The sequence below is a fragment of the Streptomyces caniscabiei genome (assembly GCF_014930365.1).
Taxonomy (GTDB): Bacteria; Actinomycetota; Actinomycetes; order Streptomycetales; family Streptomycetaceae; genus Streptomyces; species Streptomyces caniscabiei.
Map to the genome: position 1 here is coordinate 1 of NZ_JABXWI010000037.1, position 15987 is coordinate 15987.

General features: G+C 71.9%; 17 protein-coding genes. 12 read left to right on the forward strand and 5 right to left on the reverse strand.

Features of this window, described 5'->3' with window-relative positions:
• Positions 1-51 precede the first annotated feature (51 nt).
• From HW837_RS46885 to HW837_RS46915, 7 genes are all read left to right on the forward strand, one after another.
• The gene (locus tag HW837_RS46885; RefSeq protein ID WP_045563270.1) at positions 52-489 is read left to right on the forward strand and encodes an RbsD/FucU domain-containing protein; all 438 of its coding nucleotides are present in this window, start codon (positions 52-54) and stop codon (positions 487-489) included.
• Complete coding sequence (locus tag HW837_RS46890) at positions 486-1535, forward strand: (R,R)-butanediol dehydrogenase (RefSeq protein WP_045563271.1); 1050 nt, start codon at positions 486-488, stop codon at positions 1533-1535. Before HW837_RS46885 ends, HW837_RS46890 begins: the two co-directional genes overlap by 4 nt.
• Positions 1532-2302, forward strand: a complete 771-nt coding sequence (locus HW837_RS46895; protein ID WP_045563272.1) for an SDR family oxidoreductase — start codon at positions 1532-1534, stop codon at positions 2300-2302. The genes HW837_RS46890 and HW837_RS46895 overlap by 4 nt, the downstream gene beginning before the upstream one ends.
• On the forward strand, positions 2299-3024 hold the full coding sequence (locus HW837_RS46900; RefSeq protein ID WP_078853981.1) for a bifunctional 4-hydroxy-2-oxoglutarate aldolase/2-dehydro-3-deoxy-phosphogluconate aldolase: 726 nt from the start codon (positions 2299-2301) through the stop codon (positions 3022-3024). Before HW837_RS46895 ends, HW837_RS46900 begins: the two co-directional genes overlap by 4 nt.
• Positions 3025-3103: 79 nt before the next feature.
• Positions 3104-4159, forward strand: a complete 1056-nt coding sequence (locus HW837_RS46905) for a sugar kinase (protein WP_193382156.1) — start codon at positions 3104-3106, stop codon at positions 4157-4159.
• 88 nt (positions 4160-4247) lie between these two features.
• On the forward strand, positions 4248-5255 hold the full coding sequence (locus tag HW837_RS46910; RefSeq protein ID WP_093792474.1) for an aldo/keto reductase: 1008 nt from the start codon (positions 4248-4250) through the stop codon (positions 5253-5255).
• Entirely contained in the window at positions 5246-5983 is a 738-nt protein-coding gene (locus HW837_RS46915; protein WP_045563275.1) for a FadR/GntR family transcriptional regulator, read from the forward strand. The genes HW837_RS46910 and HW837_RS46915 overlap by 10 nt, the downstream gene beginning before the upstream one ends.
• 7 nt (positions 5984-5990) lie before the next feature.
• Here the strand turns inward: HW837_RS46915 and HW837_RS46920 are convergent, their stop codons facing one another.
• Complete coding sequence (locus tag HW837_RS46920) at positions 5991-6734, reverse strand: class I SAM-dependent DNA methyltransferase (RefSeq protein WP_045563276.1); 744 nt, start codon at positions 6732-6734, stop codon at positions 5991-5993.
• 151 nt (positions 6735-6885) lie between these two features.
• Here HW837_RS46920 and HW837_RS46925 point away from each other — a divergent pair, with 151 nt between their 5' ends.
• From HW837_RS46925 to hpaD, 4 genes are read left to right on the forward strand one after another with little or no spacing between them, the layout of a single operon-like run.
• Positions 6886-8028 carry a fumarylacetoacetate hydrolase family protein gene (locus HW837_RS46925; RefSeq protein ID WP_269153824.1) on the forward strand — a complete coding sequence of 381 codons (1143 nt, stop codon included), beginning with the start codon at positions 6886-6888 and terminating at the stop codon, positions 8026-8028.
• Positions 8025-8957, forward strand: coding sequence for a 4-hydroxy-tetrahydrodipicolinate synthase (gene dapA / locus HW837_RS46930; RefSeq protein WP_193382155.1), 933 nt, complete (start codon positions 8025-8027; stop codon positions 8955-8957). Before HW837_RS46925 ends, dapA begins: the two co-directional genes overlap by 4 nt.
• Positions 8954-10435 (forward strand): 5-carboxymethyl-2-hydroxymuconate semialdehyde dehydrogenase, encoded by a 1482-nt coding sequence (hpaE, locus tag HW837_RS46935; protein ID WP_193382154.1) that lies wholly within the window; start codon positions 8954-8956, stop codon positions 10433-10435. Before dapA ends, hpaE begins: the two co-directional genes overlap by 4 nt.
• Positions 10432-11457, forward strand: coding sequence for a 3,4-dihydroxyphenylacetate 2,3-dioxygenase (gene hpaD, locus HW837_RS46940; RefSeq protein ID WP_193382153.1), 1026 nt, complete (start codon positions 10432-10434; stop codon positions 11455-11457). The genes hpaE and hpaD overlap by 4 nt, the downstream gene beginning before the upstream one ends.
• A 79-nt stretch (positions 11458-11536) precedes the next feature.
• Here hpaD and HW837_RS46945 read toward each other — a convergent pair whose 3' ends face one another.
• On the reverse strand, positions 11537-11629 hold the full coding sequence (locus HW837_RS46945) for a hypothetical protein (protein ID WP_193382159.1): 93 nt from the start codon (positions 11627-11629) through the stop codon (positions 11537-11539).
• Between the two features lie 523 nt (positions 11630-12152).
• Between HW837_RS46945 and HW837_RS46950 the strand changes: the two genes are divergently transcribed.
• On the forward strand, positions 12153-12542 hold the full coding sequence (locus HW837_RS46950; protein ID WP_060886372.1) for a hypothetical protein: 390 nt from the start codon (positions 12153-12155) through the stop codon (positions 12540-12542).
• Between the two features lie 15 nt (positions 12543-12557).
• Here the strand turns inward: HW837_RS46950 and HW837_RS46955 are convergent, their stop codons facing one another.
• From HW837_RS46955 to HW837_RS46965, 3 genes are all read right to left on the reverse strand, one after another.
• Complete coding sequence (locus tag HW837_RS46955; RefSeq protein ID WP_193382152.1) at positions 12558-13511, reverse strand: hypothetical protein; 954 nt, start codon at positions 13509-13511, stop codon at positions 12558-12560.
• Positions 13508-15169: a serine/threonine-protein kinase gene (locus tag HW837_RS46960; protein WP_045563281.1), complete on the reverse strand. Its 1662-nt coding sequence runs from the start codon at positions 15167-15169 to the stop codon at positions 13508-13510. The genes HW837_RS46955 and HW837_RS46960 overlap by 4 nt, the downstream gene beginning before the upstream one ends.
• 252 nt (positions 15170-15421) lie before the next feature.
• Complete coding sequence (locus HW837_RS46965) at positions 15422-15958, reverse strand: GNAT family N-acetyltransferase (protein WP_045563282.1); 537 nt, start codon at positions 15956-15958, stop codon at positions 15422-15424.
• Positions 15959-15987: the final 29 nt, after the last annotated feature.

Here is a 15987-nt window from a genome sequence, read left to right on the forward strand (position 1 = left end):
ACAGCCCGTGTCTGAGGGTGCCCCGAAAGTGACTGCGAGAAGGACACCCCCATGCTCCTGACGGAACTCCTCCATCCCGGCATCCTGGAAGCCCTGGCCGGATCCGGTCACGGAGCGCGCGTCCTGCTCGCCGACGGCCACTACCCGGCCGGCACGGCCGTCGGCGAGCGCGCCAGGACGGTGCACCTCAACCTGGCACCGGGCCTGTTGGACGTCACCACGGTGCTGGACGTACTGCTGCGTGCCCTGCCCGTGGAATCGGCCGACGTCATGGTGCCCCCGGCAGGCGAACCGGAGCCGCCGGCCATCACCGAGTACCGCTCCCTGCTGGCTCCGGTCCCCGTCACGACGCTCGGCCGCTTCGAGTTCTACGAGGCCGCCCGCTCACCCGACCTGGCGCTGGCCGTGGTCACCGCCGACATCCGTACCTACGCCAACCTGCTGCTCACCATCGGCGTCCGCCCCGAAGCAACCCTGGGATCACGATGACCACTTCACTCTCAGTCCGCTACACCGCCGCGCGAACCCTGGATCTGGGGCCCGCAGTGAGCGCGCCGCCGGGTCCCGGCGAGGTGGAACTGGCCCCGGCCTACGTCGGTATCTGCGGCACCGATCTGCATATCTTCCACGGTGACATGGACTCCCGGGTCAGCACTCCCGCCGTCCTCGGGCACGAGATGTCCGGGCGGATCGTCCGGGTGGGGCCGGAGGTCGAGGGCTGGGGCGTGGGCGACGCCGTGACCGTCGTGCCGCTGCGCTGGGACGGCACCTGCGCCGCCTGCCGGGCCGGTCACCAGCACATCTGCCAGCACCTGGACTTCATCGGCATCGACTCCCCCGGTGCGATGCAGCAGCGCTGGGTGGTGCCCGCCTCCACGCTCGTACGGCTGCCCCGCTCGGTCTCCCTGCAGCGGGCGGCCCTCGTCGAGCCGACGGCTGTGGCCGTGCACGACGTGGGCCGGGCCGGTGTCCGGGACGGCGAGCGGGTCGTCGTGGTCGGCGGTGGACCGGTGGGCCTGCTGATCGCCCTGGTGGCGCGGTCCGCCGGAGCCGACGTCCGCGTCGTGGAGCTGAGCGGCCACCGGCGGATCCTCGCCGAGGAGCTGGGCCTCACGACCTGGGATCCCGCCGCACAGGACGTCCCCGAGCTGGTGCGGCAGTGGACGGACGACGCGGGCGCGGACGTCGCCTTCGAGGTGTCCGGCGCGGCAGGCGGCGTCGACACGGCGGTGGAGGTGCTGGGCGTGCGCGGCCGCCTGTGTCTCGTCGCCATCCACCCCCGGCCACGCGAGATCAATCTGCACCGCTTCTTCTGGCGCGAACTCACCCTCGTCGGGGCCCGGTTGTACGACCGCGCGGACTTCGAGCAGGCGGTACGGCTGATCGCGGACGGCACCGTTCCCGCCGACCGGCTGATCAGCAAGGTCGTCCGACTCGCCGAGGCACCCTCGGCGTTCGAGGCCCTGGAAGCCGGTGGCGACGTGATGAAGATCCTCGTGGACTGCGGGAACGACACGACGGGAGCCCTCGTATGACCGCCGCGCACCCCTTCGACCTGACCGGGCGGCTCGCCGTCGTCACCGGCGCCCGCCGGGGCATCGGCCGGGCCATGGCCCGTGCGCTCGCCGAGGCCGGGGCCGACGTCATCGGCGTCAGCGCCGGTCTGGAGGAGTCCGGCAGCGACGTCGAGAAGGACGTGCACGCCGCCGGCCGCTCCTTCGAGGCGATCCGGACGGACTTCGCCGACCCCGACGCCGTACGGGCGCTGGGCGCCGACCTCGCCGGACGTACACGTCCGGTGGACATCCTGGTCAACAACGCGGGCACCATCCGCCGCGCGCCGGCCGCCGAACACAGCGACGCGGACTGGGAGTTGGTGCTCCAGGTCAACCTCAACGCGCAGTTCGCCCTCACCCGGGCCGTGGGCGCGGCGATGGTGGCCCGCGGCCGGGGGAAGATCATCTTCACGGCCTCGCTGCTCAGCTTCCAGGGCGGCATCACCGTCCCCGGTTACACCGCCGCCAAGCACGGCATCGCCGGTCTGACCAAGGCCCTGGCCAACGAGTGGGCCCCGCACGGTGTCAACGTGAACGCCATCGCCCCTGGTTACATCGCCACCGACAACACCCAGGCCCTGCGGGACGATCCGGACCGCAGCGAGGCGATTCTCGCCCGTATCCCGGCCGGGCGTTGGGGCACCGCCGACGACCTCGCGGGTGCCACCCTGTTCCTGGCCTCCGACGCAGCCGCCTATCTCCACGGCACCGTCCTGCCGGTCGACGGCGGATGGCTGGGCCGATGACCACCGGCATGGTGAACCTTCTGGACGGCGCCCGGGTCATGCCGGTGCTGACCGTGCCGGTGGTGTCGACGGCCGCCCCGCTGGCCGAGGCGCTCGCCGCCGGCGGGGCGGCCTGCGTCGAGGTCACCTTCCGCACACCGGACGCCGAGCAGGCGCTCAGGGCGATGGCCGCGCAGGGAGGGCTGACCGTCGGCGCCGGCACGGTACTCACCGCCGAGCAGGCGGAGCGGGCGGTGGCGGCCGGGGCCCGGTTCGTGGTCTCCCCCGGCTTCGACTCCGCTGTCGTCGACCGCTGCCGCCGGTTGGGGGTACCGGTCGTACCCGGCATCGCCACCGCGACCGAACTCATGCGCGCCCTCGGGGCCGGCCTGGACACGGTCAAGCTGTTTCCCGCCGAGGCCCTGGGCGGAACCGCGATGATCCGGGCACTCGCCGCGCCGTTTCCGCGGGCACGGTTCCTACCGACCGGCGGCATCGGGCCCGCCCAGGTGGCCGGGTATCTGGGCCACCCTGCGGTCGTCGCCGTCGGCGGCAGCTGGATGGCGACGACCGAGCATCTCGGGCGTGGGCAGTACGAGGAGATCAGGCGGCTGACCGCCGAGGCGGTGGGAGCTGCCGAGGCCGTCGGGGCTTCCGACGCCGGCGGGGCTTCCGACGCTGTCCGGCCTGGGGACGCCACCGGGGTTGTCAACGCCGTCGCGGCTGCCGGAGCCGAGGCGTGAGGGGCGCAGACGTCAGGCACGCAGCCGTGCGAGCCGGGGACGTGCGGGCCGGGCAAGTGACCGGAGACAGGAGCAGGACATGAGCGGGCCCGGCCGAGCACCTGATGTGATCGCCCTGGGCGAGGTGATGCTGCGCTTCGACCCGGGCGAGAGCAGGATCCGGACGGCGCGCACCTTCCAGGTCTGGGAAGGCGGGGGCGAGTACAACGTCGCGCGCGGTCTGCGGCGCTGCTTCGGTCTGCGTACGGCCGTCGTCACGGCGCTCGCCGACAACGCGGTGGGCCGGCTCGTGGAGGACCTGATCCTCCAGGGCGGCGTCGACACCTCGCTGATCCGCTGGGTGCCCGGCGACGGCGTCGGCCGCGTCGCCCGCAACGGGCTGAACTTCGTGGAGCGGGGCTTCGGCATCCGTGGAGCGTTGGGTGTCAGTGACCGCGCGAACACCGCCGTCTCGCAGCTGCGCAAGGGCGACGTCGACTGGGACGCGGTCTTCTCGACGGGCCCGCGCTGGTTCCATACGGGAGGTGTCTTCGCCGGCCTGTCCGACACCACCGCGGATGTCGTGGAGGAGGCGATGGCATCGGCCCGGCGCCACGGGGTGACCGTCTCCTACGACCCCAACTACCGCGCCAGCCTCTGGGCCGACCGTGGAGGTCCGGGGCGCGCTCGTGAGGTCGACCTGCGGCTCGCCCCGCTGGCGGACGTCGTGGTGGGTGCCCTGGGCCTGGCGGGACCGCACCCCGGCGCGGTACGCATCGGCGCCGACGCGCTGCCGGACGCGTTCGCCGAGGTCGCCGCCCGAGTCCCCGGCGCGAAGGCGCTGGCGACCACCTTGCGCGAGGTGCCGTCGGCGGGCGTCAACGACTGGTCCTCGGCGGGCTGGTCGCCCGAGACCGGGTTCGTCACCGGCCCGCGCATGCCCGGGCTCCACGTCATGGACCGGATCGGATCGGGCGACGGCTTCGCGGCGGGGTTCATCCACGGCCTGCTGGCCGACGCCGGTCTGGAGCGAGCCCTCGCCTACGGCACGGCGCACGGGGCGCTCACCATGACCACGCCCGGGGACGTCTCCATGGCCTCGCTCGCCGAGGTCGAGGCACTCATGGCGGGCGGCTCCGCCCGGGTCACACGCTGACCGACCGCCCCGACCGCCCAACGACCCGACAGCCCCGTACGACCGACCCGCAGACCCAACCGACCGCACCCAAACTGAGGAGCAGGCCTTGCGCCACCGGAACATCACCAACACGTCCGTGGAGCTCACCGAACTCGGCTTCGGAGCCTCGGTCATCGGAAACCTCTACCGCGTCACGCCGGTCCACGACGCGACGGCCGCGATCGGCGCGGCGTGGGACGCGGGGGTCCGGTACTTCGACACCGCCCCGCACTACGGGCTGGGGCTGTCCGAGCGGCGGCTCGGTGCCGCCCTGAAGGACCGTCCGCGCGCCGCGTATGCCGTGTCCTCCAAGGTCGGCCGGCTCCTCGTGCCCAACGAACGGCCGCGAGGCACCGACAGCGAGGGCTTCGTCGTACGGGACGACCTGCGCAGGCAGTGGGACTTCAGCCGAGACGGCGTCCTCCGCTCCGTCGAGGAGACCCTGACCCGCATGGGACTGGACCGTCTCGACATCGTGTATCTGCACGACCCCGACGACCACTGGCGGCAGGCCGCCGAGGAGGCCATGCCCGCCCTCGCAGAGCTGCGTGACCAGGGGATCGTCGGTGCCATCGGGGCGGGCATGAACCAGTCGGCCATGCCCGCCCGCTTCCTCCGCGAGACCGCGGCCGACGTGGTGATGGTGGCCGGCCGGTACACCCTCCTCGACCAGTCGGCGCTGGACGACGTGCTGCCGGCCGCGCTGGAACTCGGCAAGAGCGTCGTGGCGGCCGGGGTGTTCAACTCGGGGCTCCTCTCCCGCGAGCGGCCCGCGCGGGACGCGAAGTACGACTACCAGGACGCGCCGACGGAGCTCGTCGCCCGCGCCCATGCGATCGCCGAGACCTGCGAACGGCACGGCACGACTCTCCCCGCGGCCGCCATGGCCTTCCCGTTCAGCCATCCCAGTGTCATCAACGTGACCGTCGGCATGCGCGATGCCGGGCAGGTCGCGCGGAACGTGGAGCTTCATGGCCGAAGCGTCCCGGACGCCCTCTGGGACGAGCTTCGCGATCGAGGTCTGATCAGGGCCGACGTGCCCGCCGCCACGGGAGGTGTGTCACGTTGTCTCTGACGGACAGGGCCATCGCACAGCTCAGGGAGCTGATCCGGTCGGGCGCCCTGCCGCCCGGGTCGAAACTGCCCCCGGAGCCGGATCTGGCCGCCCAGTTGGGACTGTCACGCAACCTGGCGCGAGAGGCCGTCAAGGCGCTGGCGGTCGCCCGGGTGCTGGAGGTCAGACGGGGCGACGGCACCTATGTGACCAGCCTGCAGCCGAGCCTGCTGCTGGAGGGCCTGAGCGGGGCGGTGGACCTGCTCCAGAGCGACTCCGGCGCCCTGCTGGATCTGATGGAGGTCAGACGGCTGCTGGAGCCCGTCGCCACCGCACTGGCCGCCACCCGGATCTCCGACGAGGACCTGGCCGAGGTGAAGCGGCACCTGGACGCCATGCGGGAAGCGCAGGACGACGTCGAGCGGCTGAACGCGCACGACGCGGCCTTCCACCGCGCCGTCGTGTCGGCCACCGGGAACGAATCCCTGCTCAGCCTTCTCGAGGGCATCTCGGGCCGTACGTCGCGGGCGCGCATCTGGCGCGGACTGGTGGACGCCCGTGCCGCCGACCGGACCCTCGCGGAGCACCAGGCGATCTTCGACGCCCTCGCCGGCCGCGACGCCGCCCTCAGCAAGGCCGCCGCCCTGCTGCACGTCGGCAACACCGAGCAATGGCTGCGGGAGCACGTCCGGGTCGACGCCTCCATGCCCGACGCGCCGCCGGCTGAGAGCCACGTCGTACGACTGTGAGTCCTGGCTACGGCGTGGGCGGCAGCCGGTAGACGGAGACATGGGAGCGCGACTCGGCGGTGAACTCGGCACCGGACCAGTCCGCATGCCTGCTCTCCAGCTCGAATCCGGCGAGCTGGGCCATCAGATCGAGTTCGGACGGCCAGACGTAGCGGTGAGGGCTGCGGAACAGCCGGGTCTGCCCGCTCTCGTCGAACGAGAAATGGTGCGACACGACCTGCTGACGCAGGACGTCGTAGGTGCCCACATTGACGTAGCCGGGTGCGGACCGCTGGACGACACCTGGTTGCCCCGGCGGGAGCCTGCGCAGATCCGGTACGCCGAGCTCGACCACGAACCGCCCGCCGGCGGTGAGGTGGCGGGCGGCGTTGCGGAAGCAGTCGACCTGCTCGGCCTGGGTGAGCAGGTTGGAGAGTGTGTTGTAGACGAGGTAGACCAGGCTGTACTTCCCGGGGGCGACCGTCGTCGCCATGTCGCCGATGATCACGGGAAGAGTCGCTTCGTCAGCCTTGGCACGCAGTTGCTCCACCATCGGCCGCGACAGCTCGATCCCGGTGACCGGTACGCCTCGCCGGGCGAGAGGAACGGCCACACGACCGGTACCGACAGCGAACTCGACTGCCGCTCCGCCACCCGCCAGTGCGGCAAGGCGCTCCACGGCCGGCCCCACGACGTCGGGCGCGAACATCCCGGTACCGGGCGTGTCATAGCTCTGGGCGACGTCAGCGTCCCAGATCATCTCCTGATCCATTCAGCCAACGCTCCCCACTGACGCGTGCACTGTCCAACGATTTTCCGCGTCCCCTCCCGCACGACGGGCCGCCGACCCCCTCGACTCGCGGTAAGCGTCAGCCCACAGACTCGCGGTAAGCGTCAGCCCACATCAAAGCCACGGAAGGTCCCTGTCCCATCAGCGGCGTCGGCTCCGTTCCAAAGGCGCCGACGGCTTCACCCCGATCGGGCCGCGCCTGCTGGACGCCCGACGGCTCGACCCGGCGGCGCTGCGGCTGCGGACCTGGGTGAACGGCGAGCTGGTGCAGGACGACACCACGGACACGCTGCTGTTCCCGTTCGGGCAGCTGGTCGCCGACCTGTCACGGCTGGTCACCCTGGAGCCCGGCGACGTGATCCTCACCGGGACCCCGGCAGGGGCGTCGGTCGTCTCCCCCGGTGACGTGGTGGAGGTCGAGGTCACCGGCGAGTCCACCGACGGAGAGCTGTCGACCGGGCGGCTGCGCAACCCGATCGCCGCCGGACCGGAGCTGCAACCGTTCGGGGCGATGCCCAGGACCGACCCGGCCGAGCGGGAATCGGCGTACGGGAGCGGGTACGTGCCCGCGCCCCTGCTCCCCGAGGGCCTCGCCACCGGGCTGCGTTCGGTCGCCGTCGCGACGCTCAGCGCGCAGCTCAGGGCCCGCGGGCTGCCACACATGTCCCTCGACGGCGTACACCCGCTCGCCCCCGGCACACACCTGGTGGGAGTCGCCCACACCCTGCGGTATCTGCCGCTGCGCGAGGACCTGTTCAAGCGGTACGGCACCGGTATGAACGCGCAGAAGAGGGCGATCGAGGAACTGCGTCCCGGACATGTCCTGGTGATGGACGCCCGGCGGGACGCGACGGCCGGAACCCTGGGCGACATCCTCGCCCTGCGGGCCGCCAAGCGGGGCGCGGCCGGGGTCGTCACCGACGGCGCGGTGCGCGACAGCGCGGCCGTCGCCGGCCTGGGCCTGCCGGTGTACGCGGCGAGCAGACACCCCTCCGTCCTCGGTCGCCGCCACGTCCCCTGGGACACCGGAGTGCCGATCGCGTGCGGTGGGGCGCTGGTGCAGCCGGGCGACCTGATCGTCGGGGACGACGACGGCGTGATCGTCGTACCGCCGGACCTCGCCGAGGAGTTGATCGCCGACTGCCGGGAGCAGGAGCGGCAGGAGCGGTTCATCACCGAGCGGGTCACCGCCGGAGAGAGCATCGACGGCCTGTACCCGCTGGGTCCGGCCTGGCAGGACGCCTACGAGACCTGGTGCAAGGGAGAGACACAGTGAAGTTCCGCAGTGACCCATCGGTCGTCCGGGGGTCCATCGCCCCCGTCGTCACACCGTTCACGGCGGACGGCGCCGTCGACCACGACAGCCTGCGCGGCCTGATCAGCTTCCAGCTGGAGTCCGGCTCGCACGGCATCTCGCTGGGCGGATCCACCGGCGAGCCCAGTGCGCAGAGCGTCGCCGAACGGATCGCGGGGATGCGCACCGCGGTGGAGGAGATCGGCGACCGGGTGCCGTTCCTGCCCGGCACGGGCTCCCACAAGCTCGACGAGACCCTCGAAATGACCGCCGCCGCACAGGAGTTGGGCGCTGACGCGGCGCTGGTGATCACGCCGTACTACGCGCGGCCCACCCAGGAGGCGCTGTACGAGTGGTACGCGACGGTGGCGCGGGAGTTCCCGGACCTGCCGATCGTCGCCTACAACGTGCCCTCGCGCACGGCTGTCGACATCGCGCCCGAGACGGTGAAGCGGCTGTTCTCCGACTTCGAGAACTTCGTCGGGGTGAAGGAGACGACGAAGGACTTCGAGCACTTCTCCCGCGTGCTGCACGCCTGCGGCCGTTCGCTGCTGATGTGGTCGGGGATCGAGCTGCTGTGCCTGCCGCTGCTGGCGCTCGGCGGGGCGGGCTTCGTGTCGGCCGTGGCCAACCTCGCGCCGACGGCGGTGGCGCGCATGTACGAGCTGTGGGAGGCCGGCGAGTTCGACGCGGCGCGTGACCTGCACTACCGGCTGCACCCGCTGGTGGACCTGCTGTTCGTCGAGACCAACCCGGCGCCGGCGAAGTGGGTGCTCGCGCGGCAGGGCCGTATCTCCTCCGCCCATGTCCGGCCGCCGCTGACCACCCCGACGGAAGCGGGTCTGGCGAAGATCCGCGCGCTGCTCGCGGAGGGCGGCGACCTCACCGCACCGATCGGAGCCGACAAGTGACCCCTGAGAATCTGCCCTCCCTCATCCCGCACTGGATCGGCGGCGAAGCCGTCGAGGCCGCCGACGGGCGGACCTTCGATGTGGCCGATCCGGTCACCAACGGCGTCTACGCGCAGGCCGCACGGGGCACGGCCGCCGACGTCGAACGGGCCGGGAACGCGGCCCGGGCCGCGTTCCCGGCCTGGGCCGGCCTCGCGAACCGCGAGCGCGCCGGCGTTCTGTACCGCGTCGCGGACGCCGTCGAGGCCCGCCACGAGCGGCTGGCCGCCTTCGAGACCTACGACACCGGCCTGCCCATCACGCAGGCCAAGGGGCAGGCACGCCGTGCGGCGGAGAACTTCCGCTACTTCGCGGATGTCGTCGTCGCGCTCGGCGAGGAGGCGTTCCGGCAGGGCGAGAACCAGTTCAGCTATGTCGTGCGGGCTCCCGTCGGCGTGGCGGGGCTGATCACGCCGTGGAACACCCCGTTCATGCTGGAGAGCTGGAAGCTGGCCCCGGCCCTGGCCTCCGGCTGCACGCTGGTGCTCAAGCCGGCCGAGTGGACACCGCTGTCCGCGTCGCTGTGGCCGGAGATCTTCACCGAGGCGGGCGTCCCGGCGGGCGTGGTGAACATCGTGCACGGCATCGGCGAGGAGGCCGGCCAGGCGCTCGTCGATCATCCGGACGTGCCGCTGATCTCCTTCACGGGGTCCACCGACACCGGCCGCCACATCATCCGCTCCAGCGCCGAGCACCTGAAGACGACCTCGATGGAGCTGGGCGGCAAGTCCCCCGCCGTCGTCTTCGCCGACGCCGACCTCGAAGCCGCCCTCGACTCGGTCGTGTTCGGGGTGTTCTCCCTCAACGGTGAGCGCTGCACGGCCGGTTCACGGGTGCTCGTGGAAAGGCCGGTGTACGAGGAGTTCACCCGCCGTCTGGGCGAGCGGGCGGCGAACGTACGCGTCGGGCTCCCCGCCGACCCCACCACCGAGGTCGGCGCGCTGGTCCACCCCGAGCACTACGCACGCGTCCTGAACTATGTCGAGATCGGCCGGAAGGAGGCCAGACTGGTGGCGGGCGGCAGCCGTCCCGACCACCTCACCGAGGGCAACTACCTCCAGCCGACCGTCTTCGCCGATGTCGAACGCGACGCGCGGATCTTCCAGGAGGAGATCTTCGGCCCGGTCGTCGCGGTGGCCCCCTTCGACACCGAGGAGGAGGCGATCGAGCTGGCCAACGCCACGCAGTTCGGCCTGGCCGCCTACATCTGGACGTCCGACATCAAGCGCGGCCACCGCATCGCCCATGCCGTCGAGTCCGGCATGCTGTGGATCAACTCCCACAACGTCCGTGACCTGCGCACCCCCTTCGGCGGGGTCAAGGTATCCGGGGTCGGCCGCGAGGGCGGCGCCCACTCCATCGACTTCTACACCGAATCGAAGATCGTCCACGTCGCCCTCGGCGACGTCCACACGCCCCGTTTCGGAGCCACGTCATGAGTACGCACCCGCATCCCGACGCCCCGGACGTCATCCGCTCCGCGTACGCCCAGCTCGCGGTCGCCGACCTCGGTGCCGCCCGCTGGTTCTGGGTCGACATGCTCGGCTTCCACGTCCAGCACGAGGACGCGGGAGCGCTCTACCTGCGCGGCAGCGACGCACTCACCCACCACTCCCTGGTGCTGCGGCGCGGGGACGTGGCCGCTCTGGATCACATCGCCTACCGGGTGCGCACGCCGGACGACGTCGACAAGGCGGAGACGTTCTTCCGCCGGCTCGGCCGGCCGGTCAAGCGGCTGAGGAAGGGAGAGGGCACCCACGGCGTCGGCGACGCGGTGCGGGTCGTCGATCCGCTCGGCTTCCCCGTCGAGTTCTTCCACGACATCGAGCGCGCCGAGCGGCTGATCCAACGCTACGACCTGCGCCACGGCGCCGAGATCGCCCGCCTGGACCACTTCAACATCTGCACGCCCGACATCCCCGCCGCCTACGCCCACTACCGGTCCCTCGGCTTCGGCTGCTCCGAGACGATCGAGGGACAGGACGAGGACGGCGAGCACGAGCTGTACGCGGCCTGGATGTACCGCAAACAGACCGTCCACGACGTCGCCTTCACCGGCGGAGCCGGACCGCGTCTGCACCACCTCGGCGTCGCCACCCACGAGTCCCACCAGGTCCTGCGCGCCGCCGACCTGTTCGGCTCCCTGCGCAAGGAGCACCACATCGAGCGCGGTCCCGGCCGCCACGGCGTCTCCAACGCCTTCTACCTGTATCTCAGGGATCCCGACGGCCACCGGGTCGAGATCTACACCTCCGACTACTACACCGGCGACCCCGACCACGAGACGTACCGCTGGAACGTCCACGACGACCGCCGCCGCGACTTCTGGGGCAACGCCGTCATCGAGTCCTGGTACAAGGAGGCCACGCGGGTTCTCGACCTCGACGGCCACCCGCAGCCCGTCTCCGACGCGCTGCTCGACGAGTCCGCCGTCCAGGTGGGGGCGGACGGACTGGGCTGACACCCCCGGGGGCACGTGCGGCTCCCGGCTCACAGAGCGAGGCACCGCGCGGACCGGGTGTCAGTCCTCGCAGGAGACCTCATCCCCGCATGGTGTCGGCACCCGCGCCGCCCCACAGTTCGTCGGCGCCGTGCCCGCCGTTCAGGGAGTCGTCGCCCGCGTCGCCCTCCATCACGACACGGACGCCGCTGGGCCCCGCGTCGGGGGTGTCACCGTGTCGGCGAGGTCGCCCGTGTCGATGGACAGCGCGCGTACCCCGGCCCGCGCAGATCACGGAGTCGGGGGTGCGCTGGGTGCAGCCCGTGCCGGCGGTGACGGTGTCGCCCTCGTCGGCGATGACGACATTGCCGCCCGACGCGCTGACGGTGACCTCTGCTGCTCCTGTCGTCGAGGTGTCCGTGAGCCGACCGTTCGTCGGGCGATCGGCGCTCGTTGGAGCATGCCCATGGCGAGGTCGGGGCGGACGGGGGCACGGCCCCCAGTCATGGAGCACGCGTCCTGGCGTGCGTCCCACGGGCGTCCCAGCGCCCGTGGAACGTCCCAGGCAGCAGCGGCCACGGCGTCCCACCGTCCCCCGGGCCCCGGATCTCCTTGCCGGAAAGGATCATCGTCGGCAATGTCTGTTGCCCACCGGGCCTCTCCGCGATCACCGGAGACAGGGACCCGTGGCATCTCATCGACAGAAGGAAGCAGACATGCGCCTTTCCCTCAGCAAGCGCACTTTCGCCATGGTCGGCGCCATGGTCGCCGGTTCGGCGATCTTCGCCGCGCCCCAGGCCCACGCCGACTCCTACAAGGGCTGCGTGTACCCCCGCGTCTGCTTCTATCTGACCGCCGCCGACTGGGAGGCGCAGTCGCCGACCGCCGCGTACCAGGACGTCACCAGCAGCTACCAGAACCTGGGATCGCGGAGCCGGGGCTCGGTCTATGTCTTCAACACCCGCAACGACGACCGGGTGATGCTCAGGTACCTCCGCAACGGCGTGACCGGCTACGAATGCATCGAGCCGAGCACGGGACGCCAGTACCCCTCCAATCACACCGTGACCGGCGTCATGATCCAGAGCGCTTCCAGCTGCGACTGACGCGCACGACGGCCCTCAGGAGCAGTCGTACGTGAAGCGGGTGCCGGCCGTGTGCCGGTCCGCGGTGAGGATGCGCAGTTCGGCCCGGGCCGTGCGGTGGCCCTTGCCCTGGAAGGTCCACCGCAGGTGCACGCGTGCCTGACGCTGCCCCCGGACCATCACCTCTTCCAGGACACCCGAGCGGGTCCCGTCGCTGCGGATCCAGCGGTACGAGAACGTGCCCGGACGGCCGTTCGTCGCGACGACGGCGACGATGTCCGCGGTGCCGTCGCACCCCAGGACCGTGGGCCGGGCCGTGACCGTCACCGTGTCGACCTCGAGAGGCGGTCCGAGCCGCTGCCAGGCGAGGAACGCGAGGACGCACAGGAGCACCAGCACGGGCAGGGCGTGTCGGCGCAGCCGTCGGCGCCGCGGTACGGGGGTGGGCGGCAGGGCGGGGAGCGTGCGGTGGGTTCGCTGCGCGACGACGTTGGTCACGCCCGGGCCGAAGCGCAGCAGCGTGCCGTCGATGCGGTCGGGCGGGGTGGACCCGTTCACCGCGGCCGCGGAGGGCTGTTCGACGGTCCTCTCGGGGAGGGTCGCCTCGGCAAGGGTCGCCTCGGCGAGGGTGTCGTCGGTCTCGGGTCTCTGGATCCAGTGGCTGGCCAGCACGGTGGCGCTGTACTCGGGGGCGTGCTCGGCGTCGGCCGCGTTCGTCTCGGCGGCGGGGACGCGGTCCTCGACGGGGCCGAGGTGGAGGGTGGCGGCGGGCCCCAGTCGCACTGTGGCGGCGGGGCCGAGGTGCATGGTGGGGGCCGACTCGCCGACGGTCGGAAGAACCTGGGTGGGCTCGCCGGCTCCGGTGTGCTCCGGCACCTGTGTGACCGCGTCGTCGACGCCCTCCACCAGCGTCACCGAGTCCGGCAGCATCATCGTGGGCTCGTCGGCCGCCGCGGTCGCGGGCGTGCTGTCGTCGTTCTGCGTGGTCATCGGATATCACACCGTCTGGTCAGAAGCTGCTGCGAGGCACCGCCGTCGGCGGAGGTCGGGGTGGTCGTGGCCTGCACCGCCCAGTAGCAGGCGGTGCTCCGGAAGGCGTGGTCGACGGTGAGTGTGTACTGGGTGGCGCCGCTGCGTTCGAAGGTCTGGGACGTGCCGTCCGGGGCGCCGAGTTGTCTGCCCGAGTCGCCCGCGAACCACGAGACGGTGAGGGAGAACGGTCCGGTGCCGTCCGTGACGATGCTGATGGTCGCCGTGGCGGTCACCGGACCCGTCTGCCGGAAGCCGGAGACCGTCACGTCCTTGACGGCGGGCGCGACGACCGGAGCCGGGGAGGTGGTCGTCGGCGCCGGGGTGGTGGTCTCCCCGCCGGGCTCGGTCGTCTCCGTGGTCCCGCCCGTGGTCCCGTCCGTGGTGGCGGAGGACGAGGGTGCGTCGGTCGGGGTGGGGACGGCGTCCGAGGGCGACAGGGAGGGTGACGGCGACTGGCCGGCCGAGTCGGAGGGCGTCGGGGACGGGGAGGGTGAGCCGGTCGGGGACGGGGGCGCCGCCGTGTCCGTACTCGCATCGGCGCTGGTGGTGGCAAGGGCCTGGGCCACCTGACCGGTGTCGCCCCCGGGGGTGTGCTGGAGTCCGACGGTGAGGACGGCTCCGAGGAGCAGCGCGGCACCGGAGACGAGCATGCCGGAGCGGCCCGGCAGCCACGCCTGGGCGCCGCCGCGGCCCGGTTCCTGGTGCAGGACCGTGCGGGCGGTGTCCGTGGTGGTTCGAGGGGTACTGCGGGCCGAGGGCAACAGCAACGGCAGGAGGGCCACCAGCGCGGCGAGCCGGCCACGGCCGCGTTCCTCCCATTCGGGCCCGTAGCCCGCGAGGGCGGCCGCCTCCAGTTCCCTGACGAACGCCTCGGCCTCCTCCGGCCGGTCCTCCGGGTCCTTCGCCAGACCCCGGCGTACCAGCTCACGCACCGCCTCCGGCACCTCGTCCGCGGGCACGGGTGCGTCGACGTGCTGCAACGCGAGCGCCGCGAGGTTGTCGCCGCGGTACGGCTTGTGGCCCGTCAGGCACTCGAAGAAGGTGGCGGCGGCCGCGTACACGTCGGCGGCGGGGGAGGCGGGCGCTCCGGTCCACTGCTCCGGGGCCATGTAGGAGGGGGTTCCGGCCACACCCGCGCTGGTGCCCGCGTCCACCGCGATGCCGAAGTCGACCAGCTTGGAGGATCCGTCCGGCGCGACGAGGACGTTCTCCGGCTTGTAGTCGCGGTGGACGACGCCGACGCGGTGCGCGTCCGCCAGTCCGAGCAGTGATCCCTTGAGGATGACGAGCGCGGCCTCGGGCCCGAGCGGGTCCTCCCGCTTCAGCACGGCGCGCAGCGAGACGCCGTCCACCAGCTCCATCACGATGGCGGCGCCGTCCGGGCCCTCCACGTACTCGTACAGCTCGGTGACGAAGGGGCTCTCCAGCCCGCCGAGCAGCCGCGCCTCGGTGCGGAAGTCGCGTACGAAGCCCGGCCGGGTGCGCAGGGACTCGCTGAGGTACTTCACGGCCACCGGCACGCCGGTCTCCTCGTGCACGGCGAGAACGACCCGCCCGCTCGCCCCCGACCCGAGCTCGGACGACTCGGTGTATCCAGGCAATGTCCATGTGTTCATTCCAGCCCCCCAAGGCCGCCGTGCGTCGAAGCCCCACCTCTCTGGCGAATCGCCGCGCCGCGCGATGAGAGACACATTTTCAGCCACTGCGGTTGCGGTGCGCCATCCTCTGCGGAGCGACTTCCTGCGGACCGCTTTCCTCTGAGGAGCGCCTCCCCTGCGGCACGCGGTCCTCGCGTGCGTGCGACCGCGCTACGGCAGCGGAGTGTACGGCGGGACCGCTCGTGCTGCGAAGACTCGCGTCGAACCTGGTCACCCACGCGTGTGCTCCTCGCGTGTGATCGCGTGGACGCGTACTCGTCTGCCGTGCGCGGGCACCGTCGTCTCGCGGTCCAGGTGCATGCCGAGTTTGCGCATGACGGACTCGGAGGCGGTGTTGTCTACGTTGCAGATGCTCAGGATCCGGTCCAGGCCGACTCCGTCGAAGGCGTGCTCCAGGACGGCACGAGCAGCCTCCGTGGCGATGCCGTGTCCCCAGAAGCGGCGCGCGAGACGCCAGCCGATCTCGACGGCCGGAAGGACCTCGGGCAGGAAGTTCGGAACGGCGGTGCCCGTCCAGCCCGTCAACTCGCCGGTCTCGCGCAGTTCGACGGCGAACAGACCGTGCCCCTGCTCCTCCCCATCGGCCCGTATCCGGTTCAGCCATGCCGCCGTCTCGTCCCTCGTACGTACGGAGCCGTCGCCGACGTACCGCATCACCTCCGGGTCCGCGTGCATCTCGGCGAGCAGGTCGAGGTCGTCGTCGCGCCAGGGCCGCAACCGCAGCCGGGCAGTGAGGAGTTCGGGCACGGCGCATCATCGCACGCGATCTTCGATGA